Here is a 17,588-nt window from a genome sequence, read left to right as displayed (position 1 = left end):
TGCTTACCGACGCCTAACGCTGCCAACCCGCCAACACATCGTCGATAAGCGGACGCGCGGCAACACCCAAACCGAACAGCGCCAGGAGTCCAAGCACCACACCCGCGATGCCAAGCCCCATAACCTGGCCCGTTGTCATCGAGCTTCCCGCCATCACCGTGCCGCTGCCAGACTTGCCATCGGCACACGTTGACAACGCCTTGCCGTAGGACAAAATCGGCCCAGCGAACTCCGGTGCGTATTCCTTTGCCAAGTTAACAATCTGCTCACGGACATCACCGACGCTGCCACCGAAGAGGATGCCGCCGATCGTGCCACCAGCCGCCGACTCGAGGTCCACGCCATACAGCGGGCCTTGGTCATACGCCTCTTTCTGGCTGACCGTGATGGTCTGCTCGGCGATCACTTCCTTCTTCGACGCATTGATGAAGCCGATCATGCGCCAGTACTTATCTTTTTGGTTGCCTAGGGCAAGGGCGGTCTGCGCGTTGGAGATCTTCAGATCCGGAGGAATCGGAAGGTCGCTCGCCTTCTTCACGTCCTTGCGCTGGCCGTACTCCCACACGATTTGCGCTTGCTCCTTGGCCTTTTCGCCCTCGAAGCTGTCACGAACCTGCTCACCTAAGCGAGCAAAGAGCGTGGAGTACGCATTGTTCACTCGCTCTTTATCTGTGTCCGTAAACGTGATGGTGCACTGCTTGGTGGCAGCGTCGTATGTAGTCTCGTACGCCTGCGCCTGCGGCGCGGCAACGATCAGGGAGGTAGCGGTAGCTGTTGCCACGGCGGTGGCAGTGAAACGTGGGATACGCATTAGCAGTTCCTTTTGTTTAGGAAACAATCAAGACTTCACCGAAAACTAACACGTTCAGGCCAGCCAGTACAGGGTTTTGCATAAGTAAATTTGTTGCGCCCATTTCGGTGTGAGCGCAACAGCAACCGGATTAGAACAGGCCGATTAGAACAGGCCGGTCTCGTTCTCAGAGTAGGAAACCAGCAAGTTCTTGGTCTGCTGGTAGTGCGCCAGCATCATCAGGTGGGTCTCGCGGCCAATGCCGGACTTCTTGTAGCCACCAAACGCCGCGTGGGCGGGGTACTGGTGGTACTGGTTCACCCACACACGACCAGCCTGGATCGCACGACCAGCACGGTACGCCGTATTTGCAGAGCGAGTCCACACACCTGCACCAAGACCATACTCGGTGTCGTTGGCAATGCGGATTGCATCGTCATAATCCTTGAAGGTGGTCACGGACATCACCGGGCCAAAGATCTCCTCCTGGAACACGCGCATGTCATTGGTGCCCTTAAACACTGTCGGCTCAATGTACAGACCGTTCTCCAGGCCCGGGATCGTGTTCACCCCACCACCAATGAGCACCTCAGCACCCTCCTTCGGGCCAAGCTCAAGGTAGGACTTAATCTTGTCCATCTGCTCCTGGGAAGCCTGTGCACCCATCATCACATCCGTGTCCAACGGGTTGCCGGTCTTGATGCGCTTGACGCGCTCAACGCCCAGCTCCAGGAACTCGTCCGCAATGGACTCATGCACCAACGCACGCGAAGGGCAGGTGCACACCTCACCCTGGTTGAGTGCGAACATGGCGAAACCTTCGATGGCCTTGTTCCTAAAGTCATCATCGCGGTCCATGACGTCCGCGAAGTACAGGGAAGGCGACTTGCCACCAAGCTCCAGCGTGACCGGGATAATCTTGTCAGCCGCAGCCTTGTTAATGATCTTGCCAACCTCGGTGGAGCCGGTGAACGCGATCTTGTTAATCCGATCCGAGCCGGACAGTGCCGCGCCCGCCTCATCGCCGTAACCGTTGACAATGTTCAACACGCCCGGCGGGATCAGGTCTCCCACAAGATCCATCAAGTACAGGATGGACGCCGGCGTTTGCTCTGCAGGCTTCAACACAATCGCGTTGCCAGCCGCCAGTGCCGGGGCGATCTTCCATGCGGCCATCAGCAGCGGGAAGTTCCACGGGATGATCTGGCCCACCACACCAAGCGGCTCGTGGAAGTGGTACGCCACCGTGTCGTCATCAATCTGACTCAGTCGACCTTCCTGCGCGCGGAGCGCACCTGCGTAGTAGCGGAAGTGGTCGATGGCCAACGGGATATCCGCGGCGAGGGTTTCACGAACCGCCTTGCCGTTCTCCCAGGTCTCCGCCACCGCAATCTCTTCGAGGTGCTCCTCCATCCGGTCAGCGATCCTCAGCAGCACCAGCGAGCGCTCCTGCACGCTGGTCACACCCCATTTGGGCGCGGCCTTCTTCGCTGCGTCAATAGCAAGGTTGATGTCCGCTTCGCGGCCGCGTGCGACCTGGCAAAACACTTCACCAGTCACAGGGGTGACATTGTCAAAGTATTCCCCCGCGACCGGAGCGACCCAGTCGCCGCCGATGTAGTTTTCATAGCGCTTGCGGAACTTGACATTCGATTCCGGGGTTCCAGGGTTGGGGTAAACGGTCACAGGAGGACTCCTTTACATCTCACAGAAACTCACGAACGTGTTGTGGCCCACACTATAGCGATAGTGAGCTGTATGCCACATTATTGTTCCCTGCCAAGATCCTGCGCATGGGGACCCCCTGCTAGCAAAGCCGGAAACATGAACCGCCATTCGAACGGTTGTTTGACATTTTCTTATCGACGAAAAGGGCGTGTGGAATCGGTCGATATACTGAATGCAACCGCCAGCCTGTGTTGTGAATGTGCATGCGGACATAGTGCAATAAATGCTGGTTTACCCCTTGCGCATAGAACAGTTAGGCGGGTATAGTTAGGGATACAAAACAACGGGAAAACAGGGAACACAACACTGGGGGTAGACCGTGGGCGAACCATACTTCCGCACACAGCGACCAGAAGATCCACTGAGCACGTTTAGTCAAGGCATTCGCGATATTTACTGGAATGCCTTCGGTCACTTCGCCACACCCGGGGCAAGTGTTGATATTGATGACTTCGACGTGACTGTGGTGTCAATGAGGGAAGCAACCGGCTGGACTAAAAGCTCAGTTGAGCAAGCGATCTTTTCCCATGCACGTCTACAGCACTTACCGAAGCTGCGTTCATTGCAGGCCAAGACGCGTGTGATGGATCTGCAGCATTTACGTGCCATCGATACGGTGCTTGCCGAACTCGGCCCAGACATCACTGATGAGGCGTATGCCGATTTTGATGAGATGTTGACTACTACGTTTACCCCAACACGGCCTGGGCAGCACACCCCACAAACCACCACGATTACTCGTCGTATCCGGGAGATGATCAAACGCATTGACCCAACCTGCGCCTACCAACCAAAGCGGCGCATGCAACGCAAAACACAGGCACACGCGGCTGATGATGCGGTGATCTTTGAGGTGTCTGCACAGTCCGGCACGGTCAAAACACTGGTTACGTTGGCTACCAACCCGTTGACGGCACAGGTCGTACGCGAGCACGTGTTGGCTACTGCACGGGAGCATAAAACCTCCATGGCCGATGCGATGGTGAAACTACTTTCCGGGGAGATCACCCCAACCAAGACCACGCTGCATGTGTTTGTGCCGAAGGGTCGTGAGGTTGGTGGGCCAGCCTATGTTCCAGGTGTAGGCGCCTTAACCCCAGAAGCCACCGCAGCATTAGACGACCTGCTGGCGTCAGCGAAAATCACCACGGTGGATATGGAGGCGGAACTTCAAGCACATACGGATAGCTACACCCCAACCGAAGCAATGCGACGGGTCGTGTGTGCTCGTCACACGCATTGTGTGTTCCCGGGATGTAGCGTGCCGTCACTGAGGTGTCAGTTGGATCACCGGATTCCGTTTGGCCAGGGTGGCAAAACCACACCAGGAAACCTGTTCCCACTGTGCCAAAAGCACCACAACCTAAAAACCGATAAACGTGGTTTCTACGTCCCGGATCCGGAGACGGGTGAAATCTTGTGGATTTTTACCAACGGCACGTATGAAACCTGCACCCCAGACAGCCTGATCAGCTACAACACGCATGCCGCTGCCCCACGGTGGAAGAGCAACCTGGAGCAAGTATGTGCTCGTCGCAATAAAGTGGCGCAGTTCTACGCCAAAGGCCACAAAATACTGGACGATTTTGATAACCACCACAACCTCGAACAAGCCGACGCCCAAATCGCAGCACTAGAGGAAGAATACAGCCTTCACTTCCCAATCAAGGCAGTGCTTCCGGAGCCGTTGCCAAAAGAACCCGATTTTTGTGAACCACCCTTCCCCGATCCAGAAGATGCCTACGGATGGTCGGAAAACTACGACCCAGAAGAACTCGTCGATACCCGACCCGAGTAAGAGAACAGGTGGCCAGGTTCAAAAACAAAAAACAGCCCGTTTTTCCGAAGGAGGTCTCGACGTCAAAAGAGTGCCGAACTTTCGCCAACCACAAGCCCAAAACCCAGAGGCCACAATGTCGAGGTGAGATTCAACGACCGACGGTGACCCAAGTCAGGTTCAAGAACAAAAAACAGGCGATTTTTTGGAGGGGCGCGGTCGAGATTTCAGACGCTCCGTTTTAGGCGAAAAACAATGTGGCCTAGCAGGCTTCGTGCACTATTAGACCTGCACTATTAGACCTGTCCTGCTAGACCGCATTGGTTCGACCGGAAACACCGGCCATCCGAACTACTTCATGAAGTTCTCAATGATCGGGCGAGCCGCAAAGCCAGCAACACCCGTGGCAAGCAGCGTCGCAATAACGCCCAGGATGCCCACCACGGTCAGCCCAGTCATGTCCAGCGAAGATCCGGAGGCAACCGACCCCTTCACGTGATCCTCCGAGCTGCCCTGCTTGCGTCCCGAGGAACCAACGGTGGAACCAGACGGCTTCTTCTTCACCTGATCAGAGTGAACAGAGCACGCGGTGAATGCATCGTTCATAGTGACGATCGGTGCCAGCACCTGCGGACCAACCGCGTCAAACGCGTCCTGTGCAGCGAGGGACACCTCGGAAGTCTTGAACCCAAGGATCGTTTCCACGTTGAGTTCGATGCCGGACTTCTCCAACGCGTCCTTCAGCGCCTTGCCAAAGTCGATCTTGTCCGTCTGCTTCTTCAGCTCAGCCTTCACCGCAGGCTGGCTCATGAGGTTCTTCAGCACTGCCTTGATATCCAGGCCGGAAGCCTCCAGGGCCTCCTTCAATACTGCCTGCGTATCAACGTCCGCCTTCTCCAACGCCTCGGAGAATGCCTTGTCAACGTTCTTGACCTCGAGGTTCTTTGCAACCAGTTCCAGGATCCCCTTGAAACCAGCCTCCTCGAAGCCCATGACTTTTAGTACCGCCTTGATTGGGTCAGCAATGAAATCACCAATCAAACCGAAATACTCGCTGAAACCCCGGTTCGGAATCTTCGCCTTCAGATCCTCGCGCATCTGCGCATCGTTAAAGTCCGCTTCAACCTTGGACCAATCAACATTTTCCAAAACCTCACCAATTGGCAGGGTCTTCAGTGCGGCCTGAACGTCCACGCCGCCGGCGTCCTCGACGGCCTTCTTAACGTCGGCTGCGTTGGCTACGGCCTCAAAGTCGACGTCTGCAAGCACAGCTTCGAAGTCAATGTTGGCAGCGATCTTCTCAAGGTCCAGGTCCTTCAGTGCGGCCTCGATACCCTGCGGGAAGACGATCTGGGCGATGTCCACGCCGTAGAGCAGACCACCCTTTTCCAGCGCCTCGTCGGGGCTCATGATCAGCGTCTTGTCGGCGTCGGTAAAGAACGGGCGCTGTGCTGCGTTCTGGAAGCTGGCCTTGAGCTTCTCGTTGTCGGTCTGGTTGGCCATCTCGGTGAACAATGCCTTGTAGGCCTGGTTCACGCGGGTGATGTCCCGGTCAGAAAACGAAATCGAGCACTTGTCCGCCGCGCGGTCGTACTTAGTTTCCCAAGCATTGGCTGCAGGTGCGGCAACGATGAGGGAGGTGGCGGTGGCTGCGGCGACGGTTGCAGCGGTGAAACGGGAAAGACGCATCTGCGAATCCTTCAGATAGGGAAACAATATAAAACCTTATGGAAAGTAGCACGCCAACACCTATCTGGCACAATGATTTGGGTGACCGAAATGGATGAGAGCAAAAACCCAAACAAGAACCCAGATGCCGGCGTTTTCGCAACGCTGCCTACCCCAGCGGAAGCCGCGCAGGAAATGTCTGACGAGCCGATTGATCGTGGGCAAGTGATTGCCTCCGATGGTCGTACGGCAGCAGCTTGGGCGCTTCGCTTTATCATTGTCGTTGCTGCTACGGGTTTGCTGTTCTACCTGCTCAGCTTCGTGTGGATGGGTCTGCTGCCAATCCTTCTGGCGCTGATTTTCTGCACGGTGTTGTGGCCACCGGTGCGGTGGCTGAGGGACCACAAGGTGCCGTCGGCACTGTCAGTGCTGCTGGTACTGGTGGGCTTCTTCGGCGCGATCATCGGTATTTTTTCGGCGATGGCGCCGACCGTCCGCACGCAGGGCAAGCAGCTGTATGACCAGGCGCAGACCGGTGTCCGCCAGATTCTGGATTGGGTGGACAGCCGCATTGATTCGGAGTTGATCGACCCGAACAAGATTCAGGAGGCCCTGGATCAGGTTGCTGGGATGGTGCGGGGGCAGGCGTCGTCAATCGCCTCGGGCGTGTTTACTGGCATCGGTGCGATTGCTTCGGTGGGTACCACCCTCGCTCTGACCCTCATCCTGTCCTTCTTCTTCCTTAAGGACGGCGACCGCTTCCTCCCCTGGCTACGCAAATACACCGGTGTGCGCGCAGGCTGGCACCTAACTGAGGTGTGCATGCGTTCCTGGAACACCCTTTCCGGGTTCATCCGCACGCAGGCGATCGTGTCGCTGGTGGATGCCATCTTCATCGGCATCGGCCTGATCATCCTCGGCGTACCGCTGTGGCCGGTGCTGGCCGTGCTGACGTTCTTCGGTGGCTTCATCCCCATCGTCGGTGCGTTCACGGCAGGCGCCCTGGCTGTCATTGTTGCGCTGGTGTCCAACGGTTTCCTCAACGCTGTGTTCGTGCTGATCCTGATCATTGCTGTGCAGCAGATCGAGGGCAACGTACTGCAGCCGATCCTGCAGTCCCGCGCCATGGGCCTGCATGCGGCGATTGTGCTGCTTGCGGTGGCATTGGGTGGTACCGGCTTCGGCATCATCGGCGCCTTCCTTGCAGTGCCGGTGGCGGCAGTTATTGCAGTGTGGTTCCGCTACTGGGCGGAGATGGTGTCCCTGCGCGCCGGCGAGATCACCGCGGACGAGATCTCCATGGCAACGCAGCAGACACAAACCCTGGATTCCAAGGAGTCCTTCCTGGCCATCCGCGACCACATGATGCGCATGGCCAAGCGCGACAAAGCACACGCCGACAACCCGAAGGTGCCGGTAAAGGAAGGCCTGGGTTCCACCAAGGTGCCGTTGGATCAGGACCTGCCGGAGGATTAGCCGTCTAGCCAGGTCCGCTGCACGATCTAAACAAGATACGTACGGTGGGCCGCATGGCTGATGTAAACAACACTTTGAACAATAAGACGATTGCAATTCTTTCCACCGACGGCTTCGAGGATTCGGAGCTGACTAGCCCGAAGGAGGCCGTCGAGGCCGCCGGCGCCACCACGCGCGTGGTGTCCACGGAGTCCGGTGAGATCGAAGGCAAGAAGGGCACCAAGGTTGCGGTGGAGCTTTTGACTAGTAGCGCTGACGTGAACGACTTCGACGCCCTCATCCTGCCCGGCGGCACCATCAACGCGGACCACATCCGTGTGGACGAGGATGCGGTTGCCCTGGTCAAGGCGTTTAAGGACGCAGGCAAGCCGATCGGCGTGATCTGCCACGGTGGCTGGATTCTTACGGACGCGGACGTGATCCGTGGCGTGAAGCTGACGTCCGTCAAGAACGTGAAGACCGACCTGATCAACGCTGGCGCGGACTGGGTTGATGAGGAGGTTGTGGTTGACTCCGGTGTGATCTCCTCGCGTACGCCGGACGACCTGCCGGCGTTTAACGCGGCGCTGGTTGAGGAGTTTGCCAAGTAGGCAGCCCACGTAGCGCGCGAAGCTCCCCGGCGGGGGTGTGTGCACGGCGTATATACTGCATGTGTTTTTGTGCCTAAGTTTTAAGCCGTGTCACTCGAGGAGATTCGCGCGATGACAACATCTGAGTTCGAGGAACGTCCAGCAGAGTTCAACAAAACCGCTCTCAACGCCTATTTGGGCGGGACCTCTGCTGCTGACTGGGACTCACTCGCAAGCGCCGTGCAGGGTAAAACCGGTACTGCTGCAGAAAGCGCGGCCACCGGAGCGCTTCCTGCTGTAAACCTGTTCGGGCTGCTGCAGGTAGACCCGCAGGGTGACAACGAGGAGCTCGTGGCTGACCGCGGCCAGGAAGTGCAGGCGGAGCTGGACCGCTTGGCTTCTGGCACGGGGCGCCAGCGTGCTGCGGCGCAGAAAGTCACGGCAGGACTGAAGGCTCTGGCGCAGGCGAACTCTGCGTGGACGCTTGATAACCCGGAGCTGTACAAGCTTGCGCACACGGCTTGGTTGGAAAACATCAACACGGGCACATATGCCGCGGCTGATGAGCTGGAGGAGCGTTTCAGCGACTTCCCACTGATTAGCCGTAAAGAGGCAGCACGCCCGATTCGTTACCGCGGCCTGCCGGAGAACACCGCGCTTGGCCTGCTCAAGCCCTTGATGGCGAATCGTTCCATCACGGTGGTGGACGATATCCCGGCGATGCTGTTTAGCCAGATTGCCCGCACGTTCCCGCAGGGCTTTGCGCATGCAATCCACCCGCGTGCGTTTGATGAGGACGCAGACGCAACCATCTCACTGCTGGAGCAGAAGGTGTCCGGTACCTCTGGTCCTGTGACCAAGGCGGATTTGGACGCGGCACTTGAGTACTTCACCCGTAACCCGCAGAAGTACGGCCAGCAGAAACTACTGGCTTCCCGCCTGACCTCCCAGATTAAGAGCGATGAGCAGCTGCGCAACTGGCTTGCCAGCTACTACCTGCAGGTGTTTGAAGATGAGCAGGATCGTGGCGCTACCGTTTCCCAAGCTGCCGAAACCCTTCGCGGCCTGGGCGTGGACAGCGCCGAGGTGGACAAGCTGGAGGCCGCGTTTGGCGGCGTGAGCAAGCTGACTGCGGAGTGGGCTGACCCGGAGGTCTCTGAAGAACGTGCGCGCGAGCTGGACAAGGAAGCGTTCGGCTCCCTGCAGCGCGTGATGGATGACGGACGTCTGGCGCAGGCGAAGTACCAGCTTGATCAGATGCTTGCCTCTGGTGAGAAGCCGCGCTCCTCGGTGGGTGCGGACATTGTTGAAAGCATTAACTCCAGGGCAAGGCAGTTGGATCGGGATACGTCCTCGCTGGAGCAGGCGATTCAGGCTCGTAATCCGATTGCGGCTCGTACGGAATTGGACGCCATCGCTGAGTACTGCGTGGACTCGCGTGCGGTTGGTGAGCTTGCAACTCAGGTTGCTGAGATGGAGCACGACCCGGTTTTTGTTGACCAGGTGTTAAGCACCCACTTCCAGCCGGTTGCAGATGAAGGCCAGAACAAGGCGTTGGGTTTCTTGCCGCCGAAGTTCTCTAACCCGTGGATCACCCCGCTGGTGCTGGGCATTCCCGCGGCACTCCTAGATATCGCGGCGTGGGACCCGAACCCGGCAACGGCCATCATTGGCATTGTGGTGCTGGCCATCGCCGCCGTGTTCCTGGAGGAATACGTTGACGCAGATGGCTGCGTCGGCTGGGCTGTGTTGCTTGGCCCGGCGGTCTTGGCGCTGTTTACCTCGGGCCTGTTCGGTGCGATCGCGGTGGGCGCAACCCAGTTTGCCTCGCGCACAATTTTTGAAAACCGCAAGAAACAAAAGGCAGCTGACGCCTTTAACAAGCTGATTCAGGCGGCGGATCTGGAGCTGAAGCGCACAGGCATGGGCGCGCCCGTCGCCGGGCTGTACTTGGGATCTGAGCGCATTGTGCCGCCGCTGAAACCGACACGTCGGGGTACCGGCGAGGGCCTCTACCTGGTTACGGATAACGGCGTGACCAGCAGTGAGATCTCCCCACTCACGCTTGCGCAGATGGCGCACGGCGGCCAGTTCGCTGGCCGTAACACCTGGATCGCTCAGAAGGAGTTGGAGCAGTGACACGAGGTTTCCGCGACGGCGATCTGCACGTAAACACACCCCCACCCAGGCCGCAGCAACAGCTGCCGGATGAGGTGTCCGCGCGCACGCTGCTGGACAAGCTGAACAACCAGGTAGACAACATGCGCGCGAACATGCGCACCCTGGAAACCTCGATGCTCACGGAGTTCCGCCAGCTCAGCGAGTATGTCACCGCAAAGCTGGATGAGGGCACCACAGAGCCCCTGCTTGACGACGATCCACGCGACACCGCCATCCGCGCCCTCGAGACCGCGCGCATGGACATCATTTCCAAAACGCTCGCGCCCGCCGCGAAGGTGGTTGTGGATCTGCTCAAGCACACCGAGGACGGTTTGAAGCAGGACTTGAGCGACCTGACGCCGCAGCAGGCGCAGCAGCAGACGCGCGACATGTACGAGTACTTCGAGCAGCAGCTGCAGGATTTGCTGCGTGTGCTGGGGTTTGCGGACGTCAAGGCGAAGCCTGGTGATGCGTTTGATCGGAAGCTGCACAAGACGGTCCGTCGGGTGGAAACGTCAGACGCTAGTCTGAATGACACGATTCATTCCGTGCTTGCGCCTGGGTTTGGTCACCCTGGTGCACAGAATACGGCGATTCCGGCGCAGGTGGCGGTGTACCGCTATGTGGCGTCGGCAAGCGAAAGCCCCCAAACAGACAAGTAAGGACTGAGACGAAGTGAAGGTTTACGGCATCGACCTGGGTACGACCTACTCTGCGATTGCGCATATTGATGAGTTGGGAACCCCGCAGGTCATCCAGAACTTCGAGGGCGACCAGACCACCCCGTCCGTGGTGCTGTTTGATGACGCATCGAATTTTGTTGTCGGCCGTGAGGCGAAAAACGAGATTGAGCTGCGCCCGGACGAGACCGTGCAGCTGATCAAGCGTCAGATGGGTGACAACTATGACGTGAAGATCCATGACGTGGTGCACTCACCGGAATCCATCTCCGCGCTGATCCTGTCCTACCTGGTGGAGACCGCGGAGGACTTCACGGGTGAGAAGGCGGACGGTGTGGTGATTACGGTGCCGGCGTACTTCGGTGTGGAGGCGCGCACCGCCACCAAACAGGCCGGTGAGATCGCGGGCCTGAACGTGTTGGACATCATCACCGAGCCGGTTGCTGCGGCGCTGTCTTCGGGTACCCGCCACGGCGACAACCAGACGCTTTTGGTCTATGACCTGGGTGGCGGCACCTTCGATACCACCATCATGGAGATGAATGAGGACGGCATTGAGGTCCTTGCCGTTGACGGTGACCGCCAGCTCGGCGGCGCGGACTGGGACGAGGAGCTCTACAACCTGGCCGTGATGAACTTCGTTGTCACCAGTGGTTTGGAAGAGGACCCAACGTATGACGAGGACTTTGTCCAGAACCTGAAGAGCGGCGTTGAGCAGGCGAAGATTGCCCTGACGCGCCGTAAGTCCGCGAAGATTCTGTGCAACTACCAAAACCGCGTGAAGGCCAACGTGGAGATCACGCGCGAAGATTTTGAGTCTGCAACGCAGTACCTGGTGGATCAGACGCTGCGCGTGGTGGAGCGCGCCATTGAATCCGCGAAGAAGAAGCGCCCGAACCTGCAGATTGACCGCTACCTGCTGGTTGGTGGTTCCTCGCGTATGCCGATGGTGTCGGAGGCGCTGGAGTCCCGCTTCGGCTGGGAGCTGACCCCGACCGAGTTCGACCTGGCTGTGGCGAAGGGCGCTGCGATCTACGCGCAGGGCCTGGTGGATGCGGCTGGTGGTGACATCAACGTCAACCCGAACGACACTTCCACCCAAACCGGCGGTTCCATGATCACGGTGGCAACGCCAACGGGTGCGCGCAGCATGGAGATCAAGAACGTCCTGCCGAAGGCAGTGGGTGTGAAGTTCTGGGATCCGGAGCGCGAAGTGCCGTACGTCATGCACGTGCTTGAGGCCGGCGCGGAACTTCCCGCCGAGGCTACGGCGCAGGGTTTTGCGTCCAACGACAACACCACCCGCATCCGTTTCGACATTTATGAGCAGGCGGGCGAGGTGGTGTCCCAGGACATGGACGCCAACAAGCTGATCTCGGGTGAGAACGGTGCGGTGCTGCAGAACCTGCCGAACCTGCCGAAGGGCTCGCCAGTCTACATGATTATGAAGGTGACCAATGACGGCATCGTGTCCCTTGAGGGCAGCGAGCCGACCACTGGCCAAAGCGTTGAGCTGACTGCGCAGATCTCGGCCCTTTCGGACGAGCGCGTGGACCAGTACAAGAACATGGTCACCGGGATGATCCGCTCGGAGTAGGAGCAAAGGGCTCATGCTTGACGACGTCGCGTTGAAGAAATACCTCAACGAAACCCCCTACCCCGCCCAGTGGGCCACAGCGAAAACGCTGGAGGACGTTGCTGCGTTGGAGCCTGCGCGTCTCTTCCAGCTGGATGGTGCTGGTTCTGGGGACGCTGATGTGTCTTCGCGGTATGCGGAGGTGGTGGAGGAGTTGGGGAGGCATGCGACGTCGCCAAGCAGCAAGTTCCGTGAGCCCGCAAGTCTGGTAGTTGCGGGCCTGCGTCAGTTGGCTGCGGGCTCCCCTGCTGTGGATTTGAGCGACGCGGAGACGTGGGCGCAACTTGAGCAGCTGCGCAACGCCGCGCTTGGGCAGCAGGTCAGCGAGTTCAGTGGGAAGCTTGCGCACGTGTTTGGCTCGCTGAGGTTCGCTACATCGGAGCACGTCAATGCGATGCGTGAGGCGGCCGGGCTTCCGGTGTCCGCCATGGGCCAGATTATCCACGAGCTTGGCGGCCAGGGCGTGCGGGTGATAGACCCGTTGCCGGCGCCGCTGCAGTCGGAAATTGAAAGCGTGTTCCCCTTTGGCATCATGCAGGCAGTGTGGCCGGAAAACTACGCGGATGGTGCGCCTACCAGCGAGTACAGCCTGACCCCGCCGTACTTTATCCAGGCGAAGCGCCAGGTTACGGCTTTAGTCCTTGACGCGGCGATTGATTTCTTCACGCGCAGCGCCGGCACACAACGGGAGAAGACCGCGGCATCAAAGCTGCGCACGCACGCAACGGATGACGCCAAGCTGCACAACGCGATCATCGCCTTCCACCTGGACATTTGGAACACGATTCGCACCCGGTTCGCACTCCCCCAGGACGTTGCCGCACGCTTTGCGTCCTTCGGCCTGGCGGCCGATGACATCGCGTTGTTCACCGGCGAGACGCGCCCAGCGCCAGAGCCGGAAGCAGTGCCTGAACCAGATCCTCGCGAAGACGCTGAAGCCTACGACCGGATGTACTTCACGGTGCTCCAAGGATTGATGGAGAAGGGGAGGTTGACGGAGGCCGTCGATAAGCTTGAAGAGCTCAAACGGTCCGGGCATGGCACCCCGAAATCCGGCATTGGTGCGGACATTCTGACCGATCTGCAGGCGCGAGTGAACCTGGTTTCGCAGGCGGTGGACAGTACGCGCGCGGCGCTGCGTGAGGGTGACGTTGAGCGCGCCAAATCCGAGATTGTCACCGTGCGCAAGTTCGCACACGATGACCCGCGGCTAGCGCCGCTGGATGATGAGATTGCGCGCATGGGGCGTGTCCCGGAGCGCATCGAGCCGCTGATTGACAAACAAATGCCGCCGCTGGGCGATATTGGGCTCAAGCGCCCGCTGGGTTTCCTGCCGCCGTCGATGCAAAGCACGCTTGGGCTTGCGCTGGTGCTGATCATCCCGTCGGTGTTGTTGGACCAGTACATGGCGATTCACTGGCCGTGGCCGATCTACCCGGAATACCGCCTCATCCCCGGGCTGATTGTGGGTGTCGGACTGGCCTGGCTGATTGGTGCGCTTCGCAAACGCAGCTGGTTCCTCGGCATGTTAGCGCTGACCGGTGGGCTGTTCTCCACGCTTGCAGACGGCTACTTCTTCACCGCGATCGACCTCATAGTCATCTACTTTGCCGCGGCGACCATGGGCTTTAATAGGCAGCGTTTGGCGTTGGCTCGCAAGTGGGAAGGCGTGCGCAACGCGGCCCTGGCCATTTTGCAATCAGACGGGCTTGAGGCGCCACACGCCGGCTTGTACGTGGGCGGGCGGCGCATGGTTCCTCAGTCGCGCGGGATTGATGGCATGGTGGATGGCTACGCTGCGGTGGACACAGACGGTACGGTGCGTCTGCAGATGAGCACGGAAGACCGCAACGAAATGATCAAGCTGGGAATGACCAAGCAGGGCTAGGAGCAGGGGTGTAGACATGTCATTTGTTGCAAAACTTGTCCAAGCGGTGATTGCGCTGGTTGTGGCTGTAGTCCTGATCATCCAGATGGCACCCGCGTGGGAGTTGCCGTGGAAACAAGGCACGGGCGAGCACGCCTCCTTAGACGCGGCGTTGCTTACCTCGAAGGATCTCACCGGCGAGTACGCATACGACTCGGTGCGCCACACCATGCGCCACGGCGATGCCGGTGGCTACGTTGACTTTGAGGCGCGCATCCCCAGCGATATTTATGACACCCAGTGCTTGAGCAACGCGCCCTACTTCTTTACTGCGGCTGACACCACCGCCAGGTCCACCGTCGCGTTTACGGACCTACCGCAGGATTTTGTCGTCGCTCCTGAAGCACCCGAAGACCTCAAGCCGTACATCACCATCGAGGTAAACGACGCCAGAAATGCCGCCCAAGACTACGACCAAGAAATGATCACGATGATCCAGTCCTGCGCCAACCAAGGCAACCTCGGCGCTGCAGCAGGCAAAACGATCACCGCCGAATGGCACGATGACCTGCGCGTGTTGACGTATTACCACCAGTTGCCTGACAGCATTGTGCCGCTGAGCGTTGCTGTGCGTACAGACACCCGCGGCTCCACCTACGTCGCCGGCATGAACGTCCCCGAAGAACTCGTCGCGGACGTGGCTGACATCCAGATCCACCAACTTAGCCAGCGCTCCTACGCGGAGCCGGACTTTTCCACCCCAGTGCCGGGGCTTGCCCAGCTGCTGGGGACGTACCTGTACTGGAACTGGTTCTAGCGTTATTGGCTAGAGCTACTGGGTGGGCTCAGTCACTACCGGGGTGGCTGTCTGGTCACCCAAGGAGCCGACCTCGTTGATGCCGTCTACAACCCACGGCACAAACGTCCACAGCTTGATCGCCGCGTACACAATCGCGGCAATCACCGCCAGCGCGGAGGTTGCCTTCACCCACATTGCGGCACGCTTGCGCTCGCCTTGGGCTTGCTTCTCGTTGTGTACCTGGTCTTCCTGCGCAAGCTGCTGCGAAGTCATGGTGGCAGGGCCGCCTTGGAATCCAGGGGCTGGGTAGCCGGACGCCGGGTAGCCGTTGGCTGGGTTGTTAGTCATGGTTGGTCCTTTCGTGCCTTACACGCGGGGAACGTCAATGCCGTACGCGGCAAGCAGGGAGCGAATCGGGTCGAGGCAACGGAATGGGGCGATGCCGCTGGAATCTACTTCATCGTCGCGGGTTTGGAAGCCCAAGGCAGACACCGCAAAGCAACGGTAGAAGTCCTCCGGGTTGCCCTGGCGCAGCCAGCTTTCCAGCTGGTTAAACAGACCACGGGCGTCCAAGGTGACCAGCATGCTGCGGATCTCTTGGTGCAACAGGTCGTTGTCGTTTTGGTCCCATGGGCGGTTCACGCCAGCGCCTTCACGGTTGAACGCGGCACCACGGTTACGCATGATCACGTCCATATTGCGGGGTTCGCCCTGGGTCTCGGCGAGTTTCTGCAACACGTCGAACTTGGACATGGTGACGGCGATGCGTGGGGGTGCTTGCTCGGGGCGTCGATTAGCTTCAATGATCGCAAGCACGTTGCGAAGCACCATCGCCGGGTCCGTACGTGCGCCGTCCTCCGGCTGGGTCATGCCCGGCAAACCTGCCAGCGCCAAGCGAATATCCTCATCCGCCAGCGGGTCGAAGAGAAACACCACCAGATCCGCGTTGCTCAAGAAAGCAAGCTCATCCTTCACAGCAGCGATGTCATTGTCCTGCAGATCCTCACCAGCAATGTCGCGGAAAACCAAGAAGATCTCCTGCTGGCTTCGCTGCCCCATAAGCAGCGGGCGATCCATGGAAAAGATCAACGGCTCACGCGTGTACGTGGCGTTATCCCCAATACGGCGAGTGGACTCGAGCGCCTTGCCTTCTTCAAACAGTCGGGTGCGGAAGTGCTCCTCATAGATCGCTTCCGTATCCGAGGTAGCCGGGCGCCAGTTTCCCTTGACCTCATTGGTGAACTGGCTCAGCAGCTCAATCATCACCGCTAGGTATACGCTCTTGCCGGAGGCACGCGCACCCGCCATGGCAACGGTGATCACACCTGCGCCCTGCCAGCCGTACGGCAGCTCCTTGCGGGCGCAGTTCCGAGACTGCCCTTCAGGCGTGGTGTGCTGCAACGTCGCCGGGTCAAGGTACTCAAAACAGTACGGGCAGCGGGTGGGGATGGTGAAAGCCTGGGTCATCGCGCAGCCCCCGAAGCATCAACACCAGCGAGGTAGAGCCTGTCGCGCAGGTACTCAGAGAGGTTGCGCAGGTAGGTGTGGTTGTCGTTTTCTACGGCCTCGACGATTCTGGGGCCGACCTCGATGCCGTCGAAACGCTGCGGCAAATGATCCAGGTTGACCAAGGTCACGCGCGGGTTTTCCACCTCTGCTGGGATATCGTCAGAGATCACCACCACGCGGTCATAATCCTTCAGCGCCGCGTTGAGGGAGCGCGGCCAGCCCACCTCAGAACGCGGCGTCAGCGCAAGGATGGCCTCCTGCGCTGCCGAGGAGGAGCTCACGCGCTTCGGCTGCTGCGCCAGCGAAGACCCAGCCACGGACAGCTCGATTTCCAGCTTGCTCAAAAATTCCGCGAGGAACTTCGCTACCGCACGGATCTGCTCTGGGCGGCTCGCGTTTTCCATCGATGAAGACTGATCCACGTACACCAACACGGAGCGGGGTTCGTTGGTAGCGCCTGAAGCGTCGTCAAGCGAAAGCTCCTCTTCGGGGGTGATCTCACGGATAATTTCGCTGTACACGCGGCTTTGCTCGGATGCGAGCTGCTCCACCTGGCCCGACTTCAGCAACAGGCCGCCGGGTTGCGGGGTGAAGTGCAGCGGCGTGAATTCGCTGAGACCTGAGATTTTGAATCGCTGCAGCTCCACCGTCTCCGCATGGCCGGTCTCCGGCTTGAGCTCGACCACGATGTGCGCCTGCGCCTCCGCGACAAACTGCGCGGTTGCAGACGGTCGGATAGTCAGCTGCCCCGGGCCATTAAACCCACGCGCGTAGACCGTCTGTGCACGCATAACGTGCTGCTCCACGCCCTCAATCTCGTAGGAAAAATCCGCAGGTGGGGTGATGTGTACTTTAATCTGCGCGCTGAAGCCGTTGCCGTGCACGAACGCTTCCGCGCCTTGCTGTAGGTGTTCCATGTTTCGTCCTTC

Annotated in this window: 14 protein-coding genes; 8 read left to right on the top strand and 6 right to left on the bottom strand. The window is 59.3% G+C overall.

Translation table 11 applies throughout. The features are described 5' to 3' along the window. Positions 1-13: 13 nt before the first annotated feature. Positions 14-811: a hypothetical protein gene (locus AK829_RS11220; RefSeq protein ID WP_052205965.1), complete on the bottom strand. Its 798-nt coding sequence runs from the start codon at positions 809-811 to the stop codon at positions 14-16. A 144-nt stretch (positions 812-955) separates the two neighbouring features. After that, on the bottom strand, positions 956-2,476 hold the full coding sequence (gene exaC / locus AK829_RS11215; protein ID WP_052205963.1) for an acetaldehyde dehydrogenase ExaC: 1,521 nt from the start codon (positions 2,474-2,476) through the stop codon (positions 956-958). A gap of 361 nt (positions 2,477-2,837) precedes the next feature. Here exaC and AK829_RS11210 point away from each other — a divergent pair, with 361 nt between their 5' ends. Next, positions 2,838-4,316 carry an HNH endonuclease signature motif containing protein gene (locus AK829_RS11210; protein ID WP_157045359.1) on the top strand — a complete coding sequence of 493 codons (1,479 nt, stop codon included), beginning with the start codon at positions 2,838-2,840 and terminating at the stop codon, positions 4,314-4,316. A gap of 330 nt (positions 4,317-4,646) precedes the next feature. Here the strand turns inward: AK829_RS11210 and AK829_RS11205 are convergent, their stop codons facing one another. Next, positions 4,647-5,984 carry a thioredoxin domain-containing protein gene (locus AK829_RS11205; RefSeq protein WP_052205958.1) on the bottom strand — a complete coding sequence of 446 codons (1,338 nt, stop codon included), beginning with the start codon at positions 5,982-5,984 and terminating at the stop codon, positions 4,647-4,649. A gap of 90 nt (positions 5,985-6,074) precedes the next feature. Here AK829_RS11205 and AK829_RS11200 point away from each other — a divergent pair, with 90 nt between their 5' ends. The 7 genes from AK829_RS11200 to AK829_RS11170 all read left to right on the top strand — a co-directional run bounded on the left by AK829_RS11200 (position 6,075) and on the right by AK829_RS11170 (position 15,168). Beyond that, a complete protein-coding gene (locus AK829_RS11200; protein WP_083439932.1) occupies positions 6,075-7,439 on the top strand; it encodes an AI-2E family transporter in 1,365 nt (454 codons plus the stop codon). 53 nt (positions 7,440-7,492) lie between these two features. Then, positions 7,493-8,029, top strand: a complete 537-nt coding sequence (locus tag AK829_RS11195) for a type 1 glutamine amidotransferase domain-containing protein (protein ID WP_052205955.1) — start codon at positions 7,493-7,495, stop codon at positions 8,027-8,029. 111 nt (positions 8,030-8,140) lie between these two features. After that, positions 8,141-10,147: a hypothetical protein gene (locus tag AK829_RS11190; RefSeq protein ID WP_052205953.1), complete on the top strand. Its 2,007-nt coding sequence runs from the start codon at positions 8,141-8,143 to the stop codon at positions 10,145-10,147. After that, positions 10,144-10,830 carry a nucleotide exchange factor GrpE gene (grpE, locus tag AK829_RS11185; protein WP_052205951.1) on the top strand — a complete coding sequence of 229 codons (687 nt, stop codon included), beginning with the start codon at positions 10,144-10,146 and terminating at the stop codon, positions 10,828-10,830. Before AK829_RS11190 ends, grpE begins: the two co-directional genes overlap by 4 nt. A gap of 13 nt (positions 10,831-10,843) precedes the next feature. Next, positions 10,844-12,445 carry an Hsp70 family protein gene (locus tag AK829_RS11180; protein ID WP_052205949.1) on the top strand — a complete coding sequence of 534 codons (1,602 nt, stop codon included), beginning with the start codon at positions 10,844-10,846 and terminating at the stop codon, positions 12,443-12,445. Between the two features lie 13 nt (positions 12,446-12,458). Next, on the top strand, positions 12,459-14,372 hold the full coding sequence (locus AK829_RS11175) for a hypothetical protein (protein WP_052205947.1): 1,914 nt from the start codon (positions 12,459-12,461) through the stop codon (positions 14,370-14,372). Positions 14,373-14,388: 16 nt separating this feature from the next. Next, the gene (locus AK829_RS11170; RefSeq protein ID WP_052205945.1) at positions 14,389-15,168 is read left to right on the top strand and encodes a hypothetical protein; all 780 of its coding nucleotides are present in this window, start codon (positions 14,389-14,391) and stop codon (positions 15,166-15,168) included. Between the two features lie 15 nt (positions 15,169-15,183). On the opposite strand, the gene AK829_RS11165 is transcribed toward AK829_RS11170, so the two are convergent. Genes AK829_RS11165 through AK829_RS11155 form a run of 3 tightly spaced genes read right to left on the bottom strand, consistent with a single transcriptional unit; the run spans position 15,184 to position 17,576 of the window. Further along, positions 15,184-15,498 (bottom strand): hypothetical protein, encoded by a 315-nt coding sequence (locus tag AK829_RS11165; protein ID WP_052205942.1) that lies wholly within the window; start codon positions 15,496-15,498, stop codon positions 15,184-15,186. 18 nt (positions 15,499-15,516) lie between these two features. Further along, positions 15,517-16,617, bottom strand: a complete 1,101-nt coding sequence (locus AK829_RS11160) for a TRAFAC clade GTPase domain-containing protein (protein ID WP_052205940.1) — start codon at positions 16,615-16,617, stop codon at positions 15,517-15,519. Next, a complete protein-coding gene (locus AK829_RS11155) occupies positions 16,614-17,576 on the bottom strand; it encodes a hypothetical protein (RefSeq protein WP_052205938.1) in 963 nt (320 codons plus the stop codon). Before AK829_RS11155 ends, AK829_RS11160 begins: the two co-directional genes overlap by 4 nt. Positions 17,577-17,588: the final 12 nt, after the last annotated feature.

The organism is Corynebacterium riegelii (assembly GCF_001263755.1).
Lineage (GTDB): Bacteria > Actinomycetota > Actinomycetes > Mycobacteriales > Mycobacteriaceae > Corynebacterium > Corynebacterium riegelii.
The sequence above is the reverse complement of the archived record's forward strand: the minus strand, read 5'-3'. Positions and strand labels throughout refer to the sequence as shown.

Bases quoted from the DNA above. Each gene is read 5' to 3' on its own strand.
- AK829_RS11220 (WP_052205965.1), bottom strand. From the start codon at position 811: ATGCGTATCCCACGTTTCACTGCCACCGCCGTGGCAACAGCTACCGCT.
- AK829_RS11205 (WP_052205958.1), bottom strand. From the start codon at position 5,984: ATGCGTCTTTCCCGTTTCACCGCTGCAACCGTCGCCGCAGCCACCGCC.
- AK829_RS11200 (WP_083439932.1), top strand. From the start codon at position 6,075: ATGGATGAGAGCAAAAACCCAAACAAGAACCCAGATGCCGGCGTTTTC.
- AK829_RS11195 (WP_052205955.1), top strand. From the start codon at position 7,493: ATGGCTGATGTAAACAACACTTTGAACAATAAGACGATTGCAATTCTT.
- AK829_RS11190 (WP_052205953.1), top strand. From the start codon at position 8,141: ATGACAACATCTGAGTTCGAGGAACGTCCAGCAGAGTTCAACAAAACC.
- AK829_RS11175 (WP_052205947.1), top strand. From the start codon at position 12,459: ATGCTTGACGACGTCGCGTTGAAGAAATACCTCAACGAAACCCCCTAC.
- AK829_RS11170 (WP_052205945.1), top strand. From the start codon at position 14,389: ATGTCATTTGTTGCAAAACTTGTCCAAGCGGTGATTGCGCTGGTTGTG.
- AK829_RS11165 (WP_052205942.1), bottom strand. From the start codon at position 15,498: ATGACTAACAACCCAGCCAACGGCTACCCGGCGTCCGGCTACCCAGCC.
- AK829_RS11160 (WP_052205940.1), bottom strand. From the start codon at position 16,617: ATGACCCAGGCTTTCACCATCCCCACCCGCTGCCCGTACTGTTTTGAG.
- AK829_RS11155 (WP_052205938.1), bottom strand. From the start codon at position 17,576: ATGGAACACCTACAGCAAGGCGCGGAAGCGTTCGTGCACGGCAACGGC.